Source organism: Rheinheimera tilapiae (assembly GCF_042432165.1).
Taxonomy (GTDB): Bacteria; Pseudomonadota; Gammaproteobacteria; order Enterobacterales; family Alteromonadaceae; genus Pararheinheimera; species Pararheinheimera tilapiae.
Map to the genome: position 1 here is coordinate 178,177 of NZ_JBHLXP010000001.1, position 18,854 is coordinate 197,030.

Below are 18,854 nucleotides of genomic sequence, written 5' to 3' on the forward strand. Positions count from 1 at the left end.
TGTTGGGTTTGCGACGATAGACAATCCGTTTGTACGGCTTGATTCGATGCCTAAATTTGTCTTTGGAGTATATTTATTTGATGGTTGTATAACGGTTTTTATATATTTCACTTTCTCAGCATGCTTCATTTTTTCTCAAATATAGTATTTTATTTCGTATGTTACGATTAGTTAGTGGGCGGTCTTTTCCTATTTTAAAGTAGCGAAATAATTAAAAGAGAACAGGGTTATGATAGTTGTTCCCAAAAAGCCTTGTGAATATCGTGCTCTGATTTTTATCAGGAGTCTTCCAGTATCTCTGCAGGTTTTCATCGTTTTGATATTGCTGATAATGGCGTGGAATTTTCGTTATTTCGAATCAGGTGTAGATGCAAGTCGCCTCAAAAAGGTGTCAGGGATACTGTATGAAGTGTCGTGTATGGCTAGTATTAAAGGTAGCGATACAATAAAAATGAGAACATCACTGCAACCAGAAATAATCACTTTTTCAGGTTGGCAAAAATGCGACAAAATCAATTGGAATTTGATCTCGCCTGATAATGAAAATACAGCTGTGTTTTACACCGAGATTCGTAAGGCTCCATTGAATAAGGATTCCAAAGGGTCGTTGTGGGTACACGCTGTCGACTTGGTTTCACCGTATGAATATAAATTTATTTATCCAAGGAACGGCTTAGTGATTGAAAATGACCCGAATATATTTGGCATATTCTTTTTGTTTATGGCTGTTCTGATAACTCATGGGATCTGGACTGATTTCTCTGAAAAGAGACAGAAATCCAAAGATATAGCTGGTCCTGACAAATAACCCAATTAGGCAACTGCCACATCTTACCTTTTGGTAAAGCTTCATATGAATTGCGTCATTTTAAAATTAATGTTGTTGGAACAAGCCCCAACAAACCCAGCAGCGGCATCCACGGAGTGAGCGGTTAAGAGTGAGCGCGGGAGGCGCGAACGGGCGAACGCAGTGGTGGCGGTGTTGGGTTTGCCACTGTGTCAGGTGTTTGTGGTTTGAGGTTTTTGCTGTGTATCGGGTAGGGACGATCGTGCGACGACCGGCCACCCCCTACAATCCCCGACCGGCCACCCCTACCAAGCCCCAACATGACAACTTTGTCATCTTGCCGTCAGGTCGCTGTTGGGCGGGCTTTGGCACACTGCCAGTCTCGGAAATGTTCTGGACTGGGGTTTTATGAAAGTTTGGGGTTTGGTCAGGTCTTTGGCGCTGACAATTTGTTTGATATCTGCACCGCTGCAGGTATTCGCCCACGGCGGTGAAGATCACGGAGAAGCAGACAAAGCGGCGTTAACGCTGCCGGCCGAAGGGCAAAGCCGGCGGGCTTATGCCAGTTCGGAGTTGTTTGAACTGGTGCTGGTGGCGCCGGAATCTGCAAACGCCAATAACAACACCAGCCTGCAAATCTACCTCGATCATTATGCCGACAACAGCCCGGTCAAAGACGCAGTGATTGAACTGAGCAGTTCAGCCTTTAGCGGCACCGCGAAAATGCTGCAGCCTGGCTTGTATCAGCTTGACGTTAAAACATTACCAGCCACGACCCACGCTATCGCGCTGACCATCGAAGCGGGCGACGACATTGACCTCCTCAATACCAAACTCGACCTGACCCCGCAAAGCAACACGGTAGAACATCAACACAGCTGGACTGAATACAGCACGCAGTATGTGATTGGCGTGGGTGCTGTTTTAGTCGGCTTGCTGCTGTGGCGTTTGGCCCGTCAACGCAAAGCCGCAGGCAAAACTCCCGGCAAAAAAATGGGGGCAGCAGTATGACCCTGCGAAACATCCTCAGCACGCTGGTGCTGTTAGCACTCAGTCAGCAACTCCTGACCCAACCAGCCCACGCCCACGGCGGCGAAGATCATTCGCATGACCCGGCGCCGTTGGCGCAGGCGACCGGCGAACAGCCGCGCCGGTTAAGTGACGGCAGCTTATACATTCCTAAATCTGCCCAGCATTTATGGCAGCTGCGCACCAGTTTGGTCAAAGCAGCACAGCTGCCGCAACAAATTGAATTACAAGGTAAAGTGATCGTAGACCCAGCCTTCGCCGGCTTAGTGGAAGCAGCACAGCTTGGCGTGTTAAGCGCGGGGCCGGACGGTTGGCCGACGCTGGGTCAACTTGTCAAAACCGGCCAGGTACTGGCTTATTTGCAGCCGGTGGATACCACGCTGGATCGCAGTAATCAGCAGGCGTTATTGGCCGAACTGGATGCGCAAATTGCACTGGCGAAAGATCGGGTACAGCGCTTTAGCACGCTCGGCGCGCTGGTGCCGCGCAACGAACTGACCACCGCGCAGATTGAATTAAAAGGCCTGCAGGCGCGCAAAAATTTTGCCGCCAAAGGCACAGGTGGCGGAATTGCCGTGGTTGCGCCGGTCAGCGGTGTGGTCAGCACCGTGTTTAAACAAAGTGGTCAGGTGGTGGATAGCCGCGACGCGTTGTTCCAAATCATTGCACCAGATCAGCTGCTGGTTGAAGCGCTGGCCTATCCGGCGCTGCCGGCGCATGCCGGGCTGAGTCTGACGGCTAACAGCCACGCCAGTGCGCGCTTTCCGGCTGCGGCCGAATCTCAGGACAGCCATGCTTATCAGCTGAGCTTCCGTGGCCAGAGCCTGCAGCTGCAACAACAGGCACAACCTCTTTGGTTTGATTTGCAAGAGCAGGGGCCAGAAACCAGCACCGACTTAAACGTCGGCCAGCCGCTGTTGGTGGAAGTCGCCACTGGCCGCCAAATCAACGGCATGGCGGTGCCGCGCAGCGCGCTGCAAAAACTCGATAACGGTGAAACCGCGGTCTGGGTGCATCAGGCACCGGAGCGGTTTATCGCGCAAAAAGTGCGGGTCGAACCGTTCAGCGCCAGCGAAGTGGTGGTGGTCAGTGGTTTACATGACGGCGACCGCGTCGTCGTGCAGGCCGCGTCGTTACTGGCACAGGTGAGGTAAGCATGTTTAACGCGCTGATCCGGCTCTGTTTACAGCAACGGCTGTTTGTCCTTGGGGCGGCTTTATTGCTGCTGATTTACGGCAGCTTCAGCCTGCGCCAGCTGCCGGTGGATGTGTTTCCAGACTTAAATAAACCGACCGTGACGCTGCTGACCGAAGCGGGTGGCATGGCGCCGGAAGAAGTCGAGCAGCTGGTCAGTTTGCCGCTGGAAACCAGTATGAGCGGCATGCCGGGCGTCAGCCGCGTGCGCTCGGTGTCCGGTGTTGGCCTGTCGGTGCTTTATATCGAATTTGACTGGGGCTCGGACATTTACCGCAACCGGCAGCAGGTGGCCGAACGCTTAAGCCTGGCGGCGGAACAACTGCCACAAGGCGTGGTGCCGCAGCTGGGGCCAGTGTCATCCATCATGGGTGAAATTCTGCTGCTGGCCATTCCGGCCGATCCGGACAAAGTCAGCCCGATGTTGGTGCGCGAGTTCGCCGACTGGGTGGTGCGGCCGCGGCTGTTGAGTATTCCCGGCGTGGCGCAGGTCATTCCGATCGGCGGCGAAGTGCGGCAGTATCGGGTTGAACCTATCGCCGCACAAATGGCGGCGCTGGGTGTCAGCCTGAATCAAATCGAACAGGCGCTGACCGGTTTTGGTGCCAACAGCAGCGGTGGTTTTTTAGAAGCGCAGGGCCGCGAGTGGCTGATCCGTAATATTGGCCGCACCACAGATCTGCAGGATTTACAGCAGCTGGTGGTGACTGTTAGCAACGGCCAGCCAGTGTTGCTTAGTCAGCTGGCCAACGTCGAAGTGGTGGCTGCCACCAAACGTGGTGATGGCGGTTACAAAGGCAAACCGGCGGTGATTTTGTCGGTACAAAAACAACCGCAGGCCGACAGCGTCGCGCTGACCAAACAAATCGAAACCGCGGTGGCAGAGCTGAGCAAAGGCTTGCCGGCCGGTGTCGAAGCGCCGACTTTTTTGTTTAAACAGGCTGATTTTATTAATAATTCGATTGATAACGTCATCGAAGCGCTACGCGACGGCGCAGTGATGGTCGCGATCATTCTGTTTATGTTTCTGCTCAATAGCCGCACCACGGCGATTTCGCTGCTGGCCATTCCGCTCAGTTTATTAACGGCGGTACTAGTGTTCCGCTATTTTGGCTTGTCGATTAATACGATGACGCTCGGCGGCCTTGCCATTGCGCTCGGTGAACTGGTCGACGATGCCGTGGTGGATGTGGAAAACGTGCTGCGCCGCTTAAAAGAAAATGCGCAAAAAGCCGTGCCGCAGCCGGTGTTAAAGGTGATTGCTGATGCGTCCGGTGAAGTGCGCAGCGGCGTGGTCTATGCGACGCTGATTGTGGTGTTGGTGTTTGTGCCGCTGTTTGCCTTATCCGGTATTGAAGGGCGGCTGTTCAGCCCCTTGGGTATCGCTTATATCACCTCGATTCTGGCCAGTATGTTGGTGGCGATTACGGTGACGCCGGTGCTGTGTTATTACCTGCTGCCCGGCCTCACGCAAAAACAACATGGCGACAGCGCGCTGGTGCGGGTGCTGAAAAAACGTGACGAAACGCTGCTGCGCTGGTCGTTCCGTCATGCCCGCACGCTGCTGGCGGCGGCGCTGATTGCAGTGGTTGCAGCGGCCAGTACAGTACCGCTGTTTGCCCGCAGTTTCCTGCCGGCCTTTAACGAAGGCACGCTGACCATCAACCTGTTATTGCAGCCGGGTACCGCGCTCAGTGAATCCAACAAAATCGGCGCGCTGGCTGAGCAGTTATTGCTGCAGGTGCCGGAAGTGACGCAAGTGGGCCGGCGCACTGGCCGCGCCGAACTGGACGAACATGCCGAAGGCGTGCATTACGGCGAAATTGATGTCGATTTAAAACCGTCCGAGCGGCCACGCGAGGAAGTACTGGCGGAGATCCGCCGTGTGTTATCGGTGTTGCCGGGGAGTGTCAGTGTCGGCCAACCCATTTCCCACCGGCTCGACCATTTGTTATCCGGCGTGCGGGCGCAAATTGCCATCAAAGTATTTGGTGATGACATCGCCACCTTGCGCGCGCTCGGCGCCAGTCTGCAGGCCGAGCTTGGCAAAGTGGCCGGCGTGACTGACCTGACGCTGGAGAAACAAGTGCTGATCCCGCAGCTGAAAGTGCGCGTCGATTATCAAAAAGCCGCCGCTTATGGTGTCGCGCCTGGTGAATTGCTGCATAGCTTGCAGCAACAAATCGACGGCGTGAAGCTCAGCCAACTGGTCAGCAATGAGCGTCGCTTTGACTTGCTGCTGCGCTTGCCGGACAGTGCGCGCGAACCCCAGGCGTTGGGTGCTTTGCTGATCCAAACCCCGAAAGGCGCAGTGCCGCTATCGCTGTTGGCTGAAGTGCTGGAATCGGACGGGCCCAATCAAATCAGCCGTGAAAATGGCCGGCGTCGGATTGTGTTATCAGCTAATGTCGAAGGCCGTGATTTAAGCCATGCGGTGACCGATATCCGTGCTGTGCTCGCCGCCACCAAGTTGCCGGAAGGTTATTTCACTGTGCTGGAAGGCCAGTTCCAGGCGCAGGAAGAAGCGTCTTCGCTGATTGCGATGCTGTCATTAGGTTCGCTGCTCGCGATGTTGCTGGTGCTGTATAGCCGTTATCAGTCGCTGCGCCTGACGTTGATCATCATGGCGAATATTCCGCTGGCGCTGATTGGCAGTGTGCTGGCGCTGTGGCTCAGCGGTTCGCCGCTGTCGGTGGCAACCTTAGTCGGCTTTATCACGCTGGCCGGTATTGCCACTCGCAACGGCATCTTAAAAATCAGCCATTACATCAACTTATGCCGTTTTGAAGGCGAAGTGTTTAGTCAGGCGATGATTATCCGCGGATCCCTGGAGCGCTTAACGCCGGTGCTGATGACCGCCCTGGTTGCCGCCTTTGCGTTATTACCTTTGTTATTTTCTGCCGACGCGCCGGGCAAAGAAATTCTGCATCCGGTGGCGGTGGTGATTTTTGGTGGGCTCATCAGTTCGACGTTGCTGGATACAGTACTGACGCCGCTGATGTTTTGGTTATGGGGCCGCGAGCCGCTCGAGCGCTTGTTGGCCAATGCTGATAAAACTGAAGTTTATTGATAAGGAAGGAATTTATGCTGTTCAAGTCACTTTTTAAAACAGGATTAACCACGCTGGTCGTTGCTGCCGGATTGCTCAGCAGCGCTGCGTTTGCCCACACGGACGAGTACTTAGATACCGTTGTCGGCCCGAACGGCGGTCAGCTGCGGATGGCCGGTGCTTATCACTTTGAGCTGCTGCTGGTGAAAGACGCCAAGGCCGGTGCGGCCAGTGCAGTGAAGCTGTACTTGCTGGACCATGCCAATAATCCGCAGCCGGCCAAAGAAGCCAAAGCCACGGTGCTGATTGTATCCGGCAAACAAAAAGCCAAAGCTGATTTAACTCTGGCGCAAGCCAACCTGTTAAGCGGCAGCGCGGATTACACTGCGGCAGAAGACTTAAAAGCGGTGGTGAATGTCACGATTAAAACTGAGCATGGTGAAGTGACCGAACAAGCGAAGTTCACGCCGTTTAAGCCGGTGCCAGCTAAAGCAGAACACGAGCATGAGCATGGCGACGCGCATGAGCATGGCCACGAGCATGCAGAAGACAGCAAACACACACATGAAGACGGCCACGAAAAAGGTCATCAGCACTAAAAACGGCTCGGCAGCGCTGATCGGCAAAATTGTTAACAGGATGTCTTTGCCAGCCACGCGCTTTATGCCTTATGCTGAACGCTGAATTTTTCAGCAGAGGCTGCCGATGCCGGTTGCAAAACTGTGGGGCAAATTGTTGTTATGGCTGGTGTTTATCACACCAGCTTTTGTGTTTGCTGCAGCACAAAAGCCCGGGGCTGAACACAACAAGCTGCCGGTGCGGATCGCCGCTGAAAATAACTGGCCGCCATTTTCGGACGAAAAAGGCAAAGGCTTGTCGGCGCAGTTAGTCAGTGCCGCCTTCGCCCGCAGCGGTTATAAAATAGAAACTGTGGTGGTGCCATACGCCCGCGCCTTGTATTACACCGCCAAAGGTAAAACCGACGCTTGCTGGAATGTGACGCGCCAGGCCAACACCGAACGCGATTACCTGCTGCATCAACAGCCGCTGTTTCAGGCGCCTTCTTCGTTTTATTATCACAAACTGGCGAAAAGCTACCGCTCTGTGACTGAGATCCCGGACGGTACTGTGGTCGGTGTGATCCTCGGTTATGAATATGGCGACTTATTTGAGCAGCATAAAAAACGTTTTCAGCTGGTGGAAGTGTCGACGCATCCGCAGCTGATTTCTTTGCTGCAGCATGACAAAGTGGAATTGGCGATCTTCTTTGATGACGTGCTGGATTATTATCTGGCGCAGCAAGCGTTTCGTCAGGTCAGGCTGCAAAAAGGCCAGCTCAATCATGTCAGCGATATTTACGTCGCTTTCAGCCGCGCCACACCCAGAAGTGCAGAGCTGGCCAACGCGCTGGATGCTGGCCTGACTGAATTGCAGCGCAGCGGTGATTATCTGCGTATGCTCAAGCAATTCAAACAAAACCAAAGTAGCGGCGCCGCGAATACGCCGAGCCGCATCGACTAGCGCTGCAGCAGCTGGCGGATACGCTGCAAATCCGGTTGGCGGTGTTGTGGCAATAAAGCCAGATCAACCTGCGCAAACAACTGTTGCGCTTCAGCATGGCGCTGCAAACGCCATAAAGCCTCGGAGCGGTATAACAAACTTTCGGTTTGAGCTATCGGGTCTTCCGCCTGACGGTAATCATCAAACGCTGCGACAAAATTGCGTTCAGCGTCCTGCCACAATGCTTTAAATGTGCTGACCCGAGCCAGATTAAAATGTGCTTCGGCACGTAAAGCCGGATGGCCGATTTTTTCAGCCCAACCCAGTGCCTGCTGGCGGTGCAGCAACGCCTTATCCTGCTGCTGTAAATAGCCGGCGTAGTGGCCGAGATTGTTCTGCAGTTCATAGTGCAACCGCGCGTCCTGGCTGGTCAGGAAGCGTTTTTCCAGCATGGTCAATTGGTTATAACTGTGCTGATAGTTGCCACCGGCATACAGTTGCACGTTATAAAGCCGGATATAACTCATTGGATCGGCGGTACTTTGCTGCCAGTCGCTCATCAGCGCCACAGCTTTATCCAGATAGAACTTGCTCTGCGGCTTTTGATCTTGCGCGTACAGCAACTTAGCGTGGTAGATGTAGATCCGCGCCAGAAAAGCGGTGGGGGCGGATTTGTCTTTGACAAATTCTGAGGTTAAGGCGAACAACGGAGCGGCTGATTGCTGGCTGAACATCGCATCCAGTTTCAGCAACTGCACTTCGTACCAGAGCCGGCTTTGTGGCTGGATTTGTGGCAGTGCTGCATCACTGGCTGCCACACAACGCGGGTACGATTGCAGGCAAATTTGCTGCAACTGGCTGAGGTCAATGGCCGGACGCGCCTGCAACGGCTGAATAGCGCAGGTCAGGATCACCAGACTGATCAATTGCCAAAATTGTTTCAAGGCGCTGTTTGCCCCGTTGCTGCAGTGCTGGCCTCAGTATATCTGGCAGAGTTGTGGCTGTCCTGTATTGGCTTGCCGGAAACCTCATCTGGATCAAAGTTTCATCGACTGGACTGAGCAGTGTCGTTCAGTTGCGATAAAGCTATTAACTTGTTTACTGGCTGTTATCATTTGCCCTGCAATCTTGCAGCCGCTAAACCCGGAGCCCGTTCCATGAAGCTGAAACTGTTGTCCACCGCGTTAGTCACCACTGTGGCGCTATCTGCCTGTAAATCCACCCCCGAAGAAGATATGTCGTTGCCGGTTGGTTTTGAGCAACAGGCGCAGCTGATGCCACTGAAACGCCCGGTGCTCACTTTGACCGATGAAGCCTGGCATCAGGCGATTGGCCCGTTTCAGCTGACCAACATGGATTTATCCAGCAAAAGCACCGAAAAAGTCAGTACCAGCACTGGCTGGCAAACCACCGCCCGCGGTGGTTTGTTGTTTCAGCTGATGTTTCATGATGAGGTGAATTTATCCGGCGACGTGGTCAACAAATTTAATACCCGCGCCGAGCAAAGCTTCAGTTTTGATTTACAGGCGCAGGGGGCTGCTGCGGTACATGCTGAGTGTCAGATCCTGGTGTTTGGTCAGGGTGAAGAGACGCTCGACAACGGCGTCAACAGTTACAACTGGCAGACTTCGGAACAACAGTTAAGTTACCTCGGCTGCAAGCTGACGCAAGATGGCCAGGTGTCGACCTTGGTAGTGGAAGACAAAGCCGGCACGGCGCCGGTATATAAACTGAATCAGGGCAGCACAGCCCTGACGGTTTCGCCGGTGCAGGAAGTACCGGAACTGGCGAAATACAATTCGTTTTTTCAGGGCGGCGAATACGGTTATCTGGTTGGCGACGGCCAAAACACCAACGCGGCGTTACAGCTAAGCCTGGATCAGTCGCGGTTATGGGTTAGTAAAGACTTACCGGCGGCCACACAGCAATGGTATGTTGCGGCATTATTCAGCCTGCAGATGTACGACTGGCAAAACCGGCAGTGGCCAGTGAGCAGCCCAACGCATTAAGCTTTCACCAGCGTTCCCCAGTGCCAGAGCTGGCGCAGATAACGCGCCAGCACATAACCACATACCGCCATGGCCACGGTAAATTCAAGTTGCGCCAGCCCGAGTTGCCACTGTGCCAGCTGCTGTAGCATCGGGTCGGCCTGCTGGGCCAGATATCCTGACAGTTTCAACAGTGCGGTGGCGCTAATCACCAGCGGGAAAGTACAGGCGGCAAACGCCGGGTTAAAGCTGCCACTGAGCAGCTTTGGCAGTTGCCACCAGACGCGTAACGTCAGCAGCAGTGCAACTGCACTTAACAACAGTAATGCTGCGGTTGGAGTAGCAGTCAGCGGCAGACAAAGCAGGCCACTTAAAGTCAGGCTGCCCGGCGCGGCCAAAATGGCCAGCAGCGGCCGTTGCGGTGCCGGTAGCGGACTGCCGCGGCGTAAGCGGTACAGCATCAGCGGTAACATCAGTAAATACACCAGTAAGCCGACACCTGCTAAGGTCTGCAGCAGCCACAGCGGCGCGCTGGCCGGTGCACTCAGCACCGCCACAACAAAACCAATCGGTGGAATAAACCAGGCCGGCACTAAATCCGTCAGCACAAAATGCGCCAGCCGGTGGCGGATGAATCCAGCCAGCAAACTCAGATGTGCAATAAGCGCCAGCCACCACAGCGCTGTGGCAGGGGCTGCTGCGATCTGCTGCAGAGCGGCGCTTTGCACTAAAGTCGCCATACAAATCACCGGTAACAGGCTGCCGGCCACCGGGTGCGCCAGCTCTTGCTGCAATAACCGTGGTGCGCTCAGAAACTTCAGCACGACCGCTAACAATAACGGTAGCGCCAGCAGCGCTGCAGCCAGTTGTACTTTGCCTTGTTGCTGGAACAGTTGGTCGGCACACCAACCGAGGCTGGCAAGACCCAATGCCAGACCCGCAGCTGCAGTCGGCACCGTGGATAGGCGTGCAGTCAGATGTGCGGCCAGATGTGGAAATACGAGCTTGCTCATGGGTTCACCTCTTTCATTGCGAACGGTCAGAGCTAGCTTAGAGCCGCCTTATCATTTAGCATATCTGTATATATTGAATGCAGCGTATAGAAAAACTATATGAATATCAGTTTTCGTCAGCTCAAAGCTTTTGTTGCCGTGGCGCGGCTCGGTAATTTAGGCGCTGCGGCCGACCAGCTGTGCCTGACGCGTGGCGCCATTTCCCAAGCGCTGAAAGAGCTGGAACTGCAGCTCGGTACGCCGTTATTTGACCGCGCCCATCCACATCTGCTGCTGAACAGCGAAGGCGCGTTGTTACTGCCAATGGCGGATGAAATGCTGACGCGGCTGGATGATATCGGCGCGCTGTTTCAGCAGAGCGGTGAAACAGGCGGCAGCGGCAAAGCCGTGCTGCGCATCGGTGCCAGTCAGACCATCGGCAATTATCTGTTGCCGTCTTTGTTGGCGCAGCTCGGGCCCGAGTGGCGGCTTAGTGTGTTTATCGCCAACAGTCAGCAACTGGCCGAACGGTTGCTGGCATTTGAGCTCGATTTGGCGCTGATTGAAGGTGAAGTGACGCATCCGCAGCTGCACAGCGAAGCCTGGCAGCAGGACCAAATGCTGCTGGTGACCAGCCCAATGCATCCGCTGGCGCAGCGCACGGCAGCCAGCGACGCAGTGCTGAGCGCCGCCGATTTGGCTGGCCAATATTGGGTGCTGCGGGAAGCGCAGTCCGGCAGCCGCGAGCAGTTTGATAAATACCTGCGGCCGCAGCTATCAGCGCCAGGTACTGTGCTGGAACTGAATACGTTAGAAGCGGTGCTGAATACCGTGCAACAAGGCCTTGGTCTGACACTGGTGTCTGAACTCGCGGTGCAGGACCGCTTGCGCAGCGGCGCTTTAGTCGTATTGCCGTTCAGCCAGCTGATGCCGCGGCAGTTACACTTATGCTGGCATCAGGATAAATACCTGTCTGCGGCCAGTCAGCGCTTTATCCGCTTTTGCCGGGAGGGTGACTGATGGCTTTATTACCCTTGACGGCGCAGCGACCTTCTCCATATAATTCGGGAAAGTCCGAAGTGTTGTGCCATGGTGTTATGCAATGACTATCCCTGCTGATCTGAACAAATTCCTGCATGCGCTGGCCAATGATAACCGGCAACGGATCATGCTGCTGTTTGCCGAAACCCATGTGATGACAGTCGGTGTGGTGGCGGAGCGCACTAATCTGGGCATGTCGACGGTCTCTGAGCATCTGAAGCAGTTAAAAGAAGCTGGCTTGCTGCGCAGTGAAAAATTTGGCAAAGAAGTGGAATACCGACCGAACGTGGAGCAAATTCAGGCCACCCTCGATTTGTTGGGGCAGTTCCTGAAAAAATGTTGCTGATACATTTATTTTATAATTCGTTATTTCCCGAAATCAAGAAGTTTTAATGATGTTAGATGTCATTGTGATAGGTGCAGGACAGGCTGGGCTTGCAGCGGCGCATGCGCTGACTCAGGCCGGTCTGAGTTTTAAAATTCTGGAAGCCGGCAACCGCGCCGCCGGGTCCTGGCCGCACTATTACGACAGCCTGACGCTGTTTTCGCCGGCCCGGTTCAGTAGTCTGCCGGAATTGCCATTTGCGGGCGATCCAGAGCGCTATCCGCTGCGGGATGAGGTGATTAGTTATCTGGAAAACTATGCTCGGCACTTTGATTTTCCACTGGTTTACCAAGCGCGGGTTCGCCAGATTGTGCGCGAAGGCGAGGGATTTCTGCTCAGCACCGAAGCCGGCCAGACCTTTCAGGCGCGCGCAGTTATTGCAGCCAGCGGGCCTTTTAATCAACCAAATATACCGGCATTTGCCGGCCTGCAGCAGTTTGGCGGCCGCCTGCTGCATTCGTCGGCCTACCTGCGTCCGGCTAATGTCGCTGGCTCGAGGGTCGCCATCGTCGGTTCGGGTAACTCTGCCGTACAAATCGCCTATGAACTGGCCCACACTCATCAGGTGATGCTGACGGCACGTCAGGCACCTCGTTTTATGGCGCAGCGCCCGTTTGGTCTGGATCTGCATGTTTGGCTGACCCGAAGTGGCCTGGATCGGTTGCCACTGGGCGACTGGTTTCAGCTAAATCCGACCACGCCGGTACTGGACCATGGTCTGTACCGCCAGGCCTTTGCCAGCGGCGCGCTGAATTTCCGGCCCTTGTTTGACCGCGTGACCCGCGATGGCCTGCAGTGGGGCGACAGCGTCGAACCTGTCGATACGCTGATCATGGCGACCGGGTTTATCAATAGTCCGGCTTATCTGGCCGGGTTGGATGGTCTGGGCGCCGCAGCGGCGGCAGAACAGCGCGGTGGTGTGGCTAGTCAGGTGCCCGGATTGTTTTTTGTCGGTACCGCCTGGCAACGTTCGCACGCCTCCGCCACGTTACGTGGTGTTGGGCCCGATGCGGTGCACGTGGTCAAACAGCTGCAGCGTTATTTGCGGGCAAAAGTTACCGCAGTGCCGGTGGTACGGGCCTGTTGCCGATGAATGGCTGGCTCGACAGCTGGGCCATGCTGAATAGCATTCTGATTATGCTTGCGCTCGGACTGGCATGGCGACAAGGCGATGCACGCCAGCAAACAAGCGTGCTGCTGCGGGCGACTCTGGGTTATAACCTGTTGATCCCGGCGCTGGGGCTGTCGATTCTGGCGAGTCAAACCAGCTGGTTCCAGCACGATACTTTGCTCGCGATGGCACTGTGCATCGCCGCTGGTGGTGGCACTTCGGTCGGTGCCTTTGTGCAGAAAACCGGTGCCGCACCGGCATTGACGGCAACGCTGATTATCCTGTTGCAGGGGCTGAGTCTCGCGGTGATTGCAGGTCTTACCTGGTTCGGTGTATTTGCGTTCGGAGCTGTGTCTTTGGCCGATTTGGCTGGTTATTTACTGCTGATCACAGCCGCACCCTGGCTGGCCGGTATCGCGGTCACCCGGCACTGGCCAAAATTGAGCTTGCGCTGGCAACCGCGGCTTGAGCGGACAGGGAGCGCGCTGGTGCTGATGCTGGTGCTCGCGCTGCTGCTGCGGCATGGCGCTGAGGTGCTCGGTGGACCAGCTGAACCGCTATGGGCTGCTACGACACTGGTACTGCTGCTGGTTCTGCCGCCGTTGTTATTGGAGCGCCAACGCGTACTGAGAAAAACGCTGGTGCTGGTCAACCTGGTGCGCAATCTGACGCTGACGCTCGCATTGCTGGCGCTGATGCCACAGGCCAGCGCGCTATTGCCGACCGTGTTGGCATTTGGCTTAGCCATGTATCTGCTGTGTGGCTGGTTGTTATGGCGCTGGCGGGCGCTGCGCTGAACGCCGGACCCGCTTGCTATGTACCCTCAACGTTTTTTGCGCTGACGCAGGTTCTTTGCCTTGCAGGCGGCAGGTTTTTCTTTAACTTTTTGTTTTCACTTTAACTGTGAGACCGCTTAGCAAAGATTTCACCTGACGGTGAGTTCCTTTCTTTTGTCTTGCCAAAAGAAAGGAACCAAAGAAAATGCGCTACCCGGTTCCGCTCGAAAGCCCGCTGAAAATCAACGATTTGAGGCGCCGGCGTAACTCGCGGGCTGCTAGCGTCAGCCCGCTCAGACACCCGCCGTCTTAAAACCTCAAACCGCTGATTGTCAACGGCTCGCTCCAACGGGTATTTGGCTTTCTTAGTTGTTTCTGTTGTTAACGCATACCAAATAAAAATTGGGGTACTGCAGTAAGCGGCCAATCGGGCGAAACTGCGTGCCAGCAATAAAGTTAATCGCACCAAAATAATAACTAGCCGTCAGTACGAATCTCTTATATGCGCTTCCACACTAGGCGAAAAATGATTAATAGAACAAAACGCTACGCTAAAACCTGTTACTGACGTTGAGTTCAATCTCCCAGCTGTCGACGCCGGGGGCTGAGGTCATTGGCGTTGACAGGTCGATGTGCACCACGTGGTTGTTGCTGGATTTGGATGAATAAATCCGCATACCGACGCCCACGCTGCCGAGCCAGCGATCGGTCAGGTTTTGCCGTAATAAGTCGCTGTTACTGCGGTAGATCTGGTCTGTCGGTGGTAGCGGCGCCATCGGCGTGATCATGTCGACAGCCAGTGGCAGCGCAAAGCGCGCGGCGATAGCGGCCGGATTCAATTGTTGTGGTTCGGCGACACTGCCGCCGTTGACGCGGCCGAGGTCAGCAAAAGCGACAAAACCCAAATCCAGCATTTTGTAGAGGTTGATGCGCGGGTACCAGCGCAGTTCGCTGCTCAGCACTGTTTTGCTGATGCCGTGTTGGTATTGCAGCGGATAACCGCGCAGACCACTGTCACCGCCCAGTTCCAACGGCAGATCGGCAAAGCTGCGGTTGCGCCTTGTCAATTCGGCTCGGTTGTACCAGGTAAAATCGGCATTGAGCTGATAAAAATCTTCGGCCTGAAAACGCCATTCGCGTAAATCGCCGCCTTGCAGGCCATCGATCAGGTCAAGGCCGGCCTCGAGCAGGATTAAGTGCCGGCGGTCACCAAAGCCTTTGCTGCTATGGCCAATCAGCCGGTAACCGAGCGAGGTGTCAGCCTGCAGTTTGCTGCTTTGCACACCGATTTTTAGGCTATGGTGCCAGCCCAGATTGACGTCTTCGGCGCGGTCGATAAACAAAATATCGCTGAGCACGCGGTAATCATGTTGTTTGTATTCAACGCCAACCCAGGGATAAGCCCAGCTGCGGTCTTGCGGTAGCGCCAAAGTCGGTTGCAGCAAGGCTGGCGCAAAGCGCCAGTCTTCACTGAGTACACCAGCCAACAGCCGGGTCGAGGCGCGGTCTTGATAAGACCAGAGCTGTCCGGCACTGAGATCCAGCCGGCGATGGTCGGTTTCAAAAATATTCTCCAGCGCGCCGTTATGAAACACCTGAGTTTGTTGCAAGTCGCTGAGCCACTCGGTGCGATACATCCAGCGGCTGTCGTCCTGATAAAATGGTTTTTCCAGCAATAGCTGCTGCACGTGGCCGTCGTCGTTATTGGTCCACTCGGCGGTCAGATAGCTGTGGGCAAACAGGTCATTGCCGACTGAGCCGGTGACCAATGACAGCGGCATTTCCAGCTTAAATTCGTAGCCGCTGCGCTGAGCGTCGCTTTGGTATTTCACTGAGGTGCGTACGCCAAAACCGAGGAAATTATCTTCTTTAAAACCAACCGCGTATTTGTTCTGGCCACCGCTGCGGCCAAGGCCAAACGAAGGCAGCAGGCTCCAGTTATCTGAGGTCTCGACAAGCACATCGTAACTTTGGTCGACATTGCAGGTTGGGCTTAACCGGACTTTCGCGTCGTGCAGATAGGATTTATCGCGCAGTAGCCGCTCTGCTTCGGCCAAATCGCTGAGCTGGATGTCCTGGCCGCTGGCAAAGGGTAATTCGCGCGCCACAGTGTCGGTGCGGGTCGTGACATGGGCCCAGTTGGCAAAATGATGCAACCAGATAGCGTCGGCATCTTCGATAAAAATCGGTTCAGTGCGGATATGGACTTGGCCGACACGGATGGTGCGGTCATCCTGCGTTGTTTTGGTCGCCGCTGCGTCTTTGTTCCGGCCGGGCTTTTTCCCCAGCCAGTCACAGAACAATTCACTGGAGACCGGTTCCACCTGTTGCACCGTTTCACCGGCGCTAACGCCGCCTGCAGCGAACACCAGAGGCGCCACAGCGCTGTACAGCGCACAGTGCAATATCGACAAACGCAGGGACTGCATATTACCTCCTGCTGCAGGCAGCAAACAGATTCAGATCGGGCCGGAACTCTTTACTGCTGCGGGCAAACAATGCTGGCAGACTGTGGAACAGATTGTCATGACTAAGTGCTTGTTGCTGCTGATGTTTCAGACATTCATAACTCAAATTTTGGCCTTGTGCAAAACTTTGTGACATCCACCAAATCAGTGGCACGCCGGTTTGGGCTTTCGGTGCCATCCAATACGGCAGACCATGTAAATAGACGCCATTTTCACCCAGCGATTCGCCATGGTCGGATACATACAACATAGCGCTGTCCGGCAAAGTTTGCAGCTGTTGCACCACGTTGGCCAGCAGTTCGTCGGTGGCGAGCAGGCTGTTGTCGTAGGCATTGATGATCTGTTGTGCCGGGCAATGATTCAGTTCTTTATCCGTGCATTCCGGGCCAAATACTTTTTGCTGCGCTGTGCTGCGGCGTGAATATTCCGGACCATGGCTGCCGAGCTGGTGCAAGACAATAATGCGGTCTTTGCCCGCAGGCTGCGCCAGTTCACGCTGCAGCGCCTGCAGCAAGACCGCATCGGCACAGCCGTCATTGGCCTGACATTCAGGTAATTCGAATAACATCTGATTTTTTATACGGTTACAAACACCTTTGCAGCCGGAATTATTGTCATACCAGCTGACGTCCACACCGCTGCTTTGCAGGATATCCAGCACATTGCTGCTGTTTTTGGCCGTGGTCTCGTCATAGCGCTCACGACCCATGCCGGAGAACATGCACGGTACTGAGTGTGCCGTGGCGGTGCCGCACGAACTGACCTGACTGAAACTAATCACCGGTAGCTGGCTTAAGCGCGGATTGGTCGGGCGGCTGTAGCCGTTTAACTGAAAATGGTCGGCGCGGGCGGTTTCACCGAGCACCAGCACTAGCGTTCTTGGTGCTGCGGCAGGAGCCAGATTGCGTACATCAGTGCCAAGCACTTGAAAAGTCGGCGGAAAATGCGCGGCGATTTGTTGTTTGGTCACCGAAATACTGGCCGACAATGGGCTGATCGGCAGCGCGAAAAATTTCACATCGCGGTAGTTACGGAAAAAACTGGCGAGTTCTGCATATTGGGTGGCGGCGACTGCACCAATCCCGCTACACACTAACACCAGCGTCAACAGCCACTGGCTGGCACTACGCCGCCAGGACTGGGTTTTGAAGACAATTTTCAGATTGAGCCAGCCGAGTAACAGCAACCAGCCGGCCGTGGTGAAAATCAAGTCTGGATTCAGTAAACCACTGGCTTCGGCCAGATCCGTTTCCAACACGTTTTGCAGCATTTCGCGGTCAATCACAGTGCCAAAATGGCTGATGAAATAATGGCTGATTGCGGCGATAAGGAAAAAACTGCAAAGCAGAGCGCGTTGCAGCCGTGGCAGACCGGGCAGGCTCAACAGCACGTATATCAAGCTGTTCAGCAGCAACAACACCAATAACAATACCGCCTGCAGGCCATATTGGCCGGGGATCTTCTGCTGCACCTGGCTTAAAAACGGCGTTTGAAATAACAGCGTCGTCAGTACGGCCAGCAATAAGGCATAAACCATCGGCGACAATACAAAACGCCGGCTTGGGTTCAGCAAAAAACCGTGGGTGCGTTGTAGCCAATGCAAGGTCAGTTCGGTCATTACAGCGTGCCTCGTTGTGTCCGTGTCGTAGTATTCAGGAAATTGAGTCGGTGGACTGTGCGCTGCAGGGCGCAGCGTAGTGTCGGCCAATAAGCGCATAAACAGGCCATGCTCCAGCACCAGGCGGCGCTGGCAATGTCATGCGAGATAAAATGCGCACCGCGCAGTTGTTGCACCAGACCAAGACTGATGCCAAGCAGCAGGCTAAAGATCAATGCTGGCCGCGCAAGTAGCGGATACAGTTGTAAACAGAAGAAGTACAGACCCAGCCAGGCGTAACCGATACTGGCGTGACCGGCCGGGAAACAGGCGTTTGGTGCCCGGTTTGCAGGCCAGCTGCTAAACAGACCGATGAAAGTCTGGTCGCCGCCAAAAGGCTGTAAATCCCAGGGGCAATCCATCGGTAAACTGTGTTTGAGGATGGCGACACCGGCCAGGCTCAGCGCCAGGCTCATTAACAGCCGGCCATGTGCCTGCTGACGCGCCGCTGTCCAGCGGCTTGATGCCGTTGGCACAGAGCGAGAGCGTTGTTGCTGGAATTTTTGCCGGATGGTTTGTACCGCGAAATGCAGCAGTAAAGCGGCGATGACCCATTGATTGAGGCTACGCACACCACGGTGTAGCACTTCTTCGGTCAGCCAATAATGTTGTAGTGCCCAATCGTGCCCCTGCAGCTGATACCAGAAACCGGCCAGCGCAAAATCGGCATTCAGGCCATAACAGAGGCCAAACAGCAGACTCAGCACCAGCAGCGGGCGCAGCAGCAATTGTCGGGCAGATGGCAAAACAGCGGTCAGAGACACTCAAAACCCCAAAAGGCGGTACGGCAATGATCGCAGCCTAACGGGGTAGTCTTAAAGTAAACTTAAGTGAACAAATTATCGGTCAGTTCGGCGGTCCGACGCTTCGGCGGGCA

16 protein-coding genes are annotated in these 18,854 nt (G+C 54.9%); 11 read left to right on the forward strand and 5 right to left on the reverse strand.

The window, feature by feature from the left end:
* Positions 1–418: 418 nt before the first annotated feature.
* From ACFFJP_RS00805 to ACFFJP_RS00830, 6 genes are all read left to right on the forward strand, one after another.
* A complete protein-coding gene (locus tag ACFFJP_RS00805; protein ID WP_377239413.1) occupies positions 419–808 on the forward strand; it encodes a hypothetical protein in 390 nt (129 codons plus the stop codon).
* A 387-nt stretch (positions 809–1,195) separates the two neighbouring features.
* Positions 1,196–1,798, forward strand: coding sequence for a COG1361 family protein (locus tag ACFFJP_RS00810; protein WP_377239415.1), 603 nt, complete (start codon positions 1,196–1,198; stop codon positions 1,796–1,798).
* Positions 1,795–2,970, forward strand: coding sequence for an efflux RND transporter periplasmic adaptor subunit (locus ACFFJP_RS00815; RefSeq protein WP_377239417.1), 1,176 nt, complete (start codon positions 1,795–1,797; stop codon positions 2,968–2,970). Before ACFFJP_RS00810 ends, ACFFJP_RS00815 begins: the two co-directional genes overlap by 4 nt.
* Positions 2,971–2,972: 2 nt before the next feature.
* On the forward strand, positions 2,973–6,080 hold the full coding sequence (locus ACFFJP_RS00820) for an efflux RND transporter permease subunit (RefSeq protein WP_377239419.1): 3,108 nt from the start codon (positions 2,973–2,975) through the stop codon (positions 6,078–6,080).
* Positions 6,081–6,094: 14 nt separating this feature from the next.
* Positions 6,095–6,658 carry a hypothetical protein gene (locus ACFFJP_RS00825; protein WP_377239422.1) on the forward strand — a complete coding sequence of 188 codons (564 nt, stop codon included), beginning with the start codon at positions 6,095–6,097 and terminating at the stop codon, positions 6,656–6,658.
* A gap of 106 nt (positions 6,659–6,764) precedes the next feature.
* Positions 6,765–7,580 carry a substrate-binding periplasmic protein gene (locus ACFFJP_RS00830; protein WP_377239424.1) on the forward strand — a complete coding sequence of 272 codons (816 nt, stop codon included), beginning with the start codon at positions 6,765–6,767 and terminating at the stop codon, positions 7,578–7,580.
* Here the strand turns inward: ACFFJP_RS00830 and ACFFJP_RS00835 are convergent.
* Positions 7,577–8,503, reverse strand: a complete 927-nt coding sequence (locus ACFFJP_RS00835; protein ID WP_377239426.1) for a hypothetical protein — start codon at positions 8,501–8,503, stop codon at positions 7,577–7,579. The two genes, ACFFJP_RS00830 and ACFFJP_RS00835, sit on opposite strands and share 4 nt — an antisense overlap.
* 213 nt (positions 8,504–8,716) lie before the next feature.
* Here ACFFJP_RS00835 and ACFFJP_RS00840 point away from each other — a divergent pair, with 213 nt between their 5' ends.
* Positions 8,717–9,568: a hypothetical protein gene (locus tag ACFFJP_RS00840; RefSeq protein WP_377239428.1), complete on the forward strand. Its 852-nt coding sequence runs from the start codon at positions 8,717–8,719 to the stop codon at positions 9,566–9,568.
* On the opposite strand, the gene ACFFJP_RS00845 is transcribed toward ACFFJP_RS00840, so the two are convergent.
* Positions 9,565–10,560, reverse strand: coding sequence for an SLAC1 family transporter (locus ACFFJP_RS00845; RefSeq protein ID WP_377239431.1), 996 nt, complete (start codon positions 10,558–10,560; stop codon positions 9,565–9,567). The genes ACFFJP_RS00840 and ACFFJP_RS00845 overlap by 4 nt on opposite strands.
* 99 nt (positions 10,561–10,659) lie before the next feature.
* On the opposite strand from ACFFJP_RS00845, the gene ACFFJP_RS00850 reads away from it, so the two are divergent.
* The 4 genes from ACFFJP_RS00850 to ACFFJP_RS00865 all read left to right on the forward strand — a co-directional run bounded on the left by ACFFJP_RS00850 (position 10,660) and on the right by ACFFJP_RS00865 (position 13,873).
* The gene (locus tag ACFFJP_RS00850; RefSeq protein ID WP_377239433.1) at positions 10,660–11,559 is read left to right on the forward strand and encodes a LysR family transcriptional regulator; all 900 of its coding nucleotides are present in this window, start codon (positions 10,660–10,662) and stop codon (positions 11,557–11,559) included.
* Positions 11,560–11,641: 82 nt separating this feature from the next.
* Positions 11,642–11,926: an ArsR/SmtB family transcription factor gene (locus ACFFJP_RS00855; RefSeq protein ID WP_377239435.1), complete on the forward strand. Its 285-nt coding sequence runs from the start codon at positions 11,642–11,644 to the stop codon at positions 11,924–11,926.
* A 46-nt stretch (positions 11,927–11,972) separates the two neighbouring features.
* Positions 11,973–13,058, forward strand: a complete 1,086-nt coding sequence (locus ACFFJP_RS00860; RefSeq protein WP_377239437.1) for a flavin-containing monooxygenase — start codon at positions 11,973–11,975, stop codon at positions 13,056–13,058.
* Entirely contained in the window at positions 13,055–13,873 is an 819-nt protein-coding gene (locus tag ACFFJP_RS00865) for a hypothetical protein (protein WP_377239439.1), read from the forward strand. The genes ACFFJP_RS00860 and ACFFJP_RS00865 overlap by 4 nt, the downstream gene beginning before the upstream one ends.
* Positions 13,874–14,403: 530 nt before the next feature.
* On the opposite strand, the gene ACFFJP_RS00870 is transcribed toward ACFFJP_RS00865, so the two are convergent.
* From ACFFJP_RS00870 to ACFFJP_RS00880, 3 genes are read right to left on the reverse strand one after another with little or no spacing between them, the layout of a single operon-like run.
* Positions 14,404–16,281 carry a BamA/TamA family outer membrane protein gene (locus ACFFJP_RS00870; RefSeq protein WP_377239441.1) on the reverse strand — a complete coding sequence of 626 codons (1,878 nt, stop codon included), beginning with the start codon at positions 16,279–16,281 and terminating at the stop codon, positions 14,404–14,406.
* 1 nt (position 16,282) lies between these two features.
* The gene (locus ACFFJP_RS00875; RefSeq protein ID WP_377239443.1) at positions 16,283–17,938 is read right to left on the reverse strand and encodes a phosphoethanolamine transferase; all 1,656 of its coding nucleotides are present in this window, start codon (positions 17,936–17,938) and stop codon (positions 16,283–16,285) included.
* On the reverse strand, positions 17,938–18,741 hold the full coding sequence (locus ACFFJP_RS00880) for a phosphatase PAP2 family protein (protein ID WP_377239445.1): 804 nt from the start codon (positions 18,739–18,741) through the stop codon (positions 17,938–17,940). Before ACFFJP_RS00880 ends, ACFFJP_RS00875 begins: the two co-directional genes overlap by 1 nt.
* Positions 18,742–18,854: the final 113 nt, after the last annotated feature.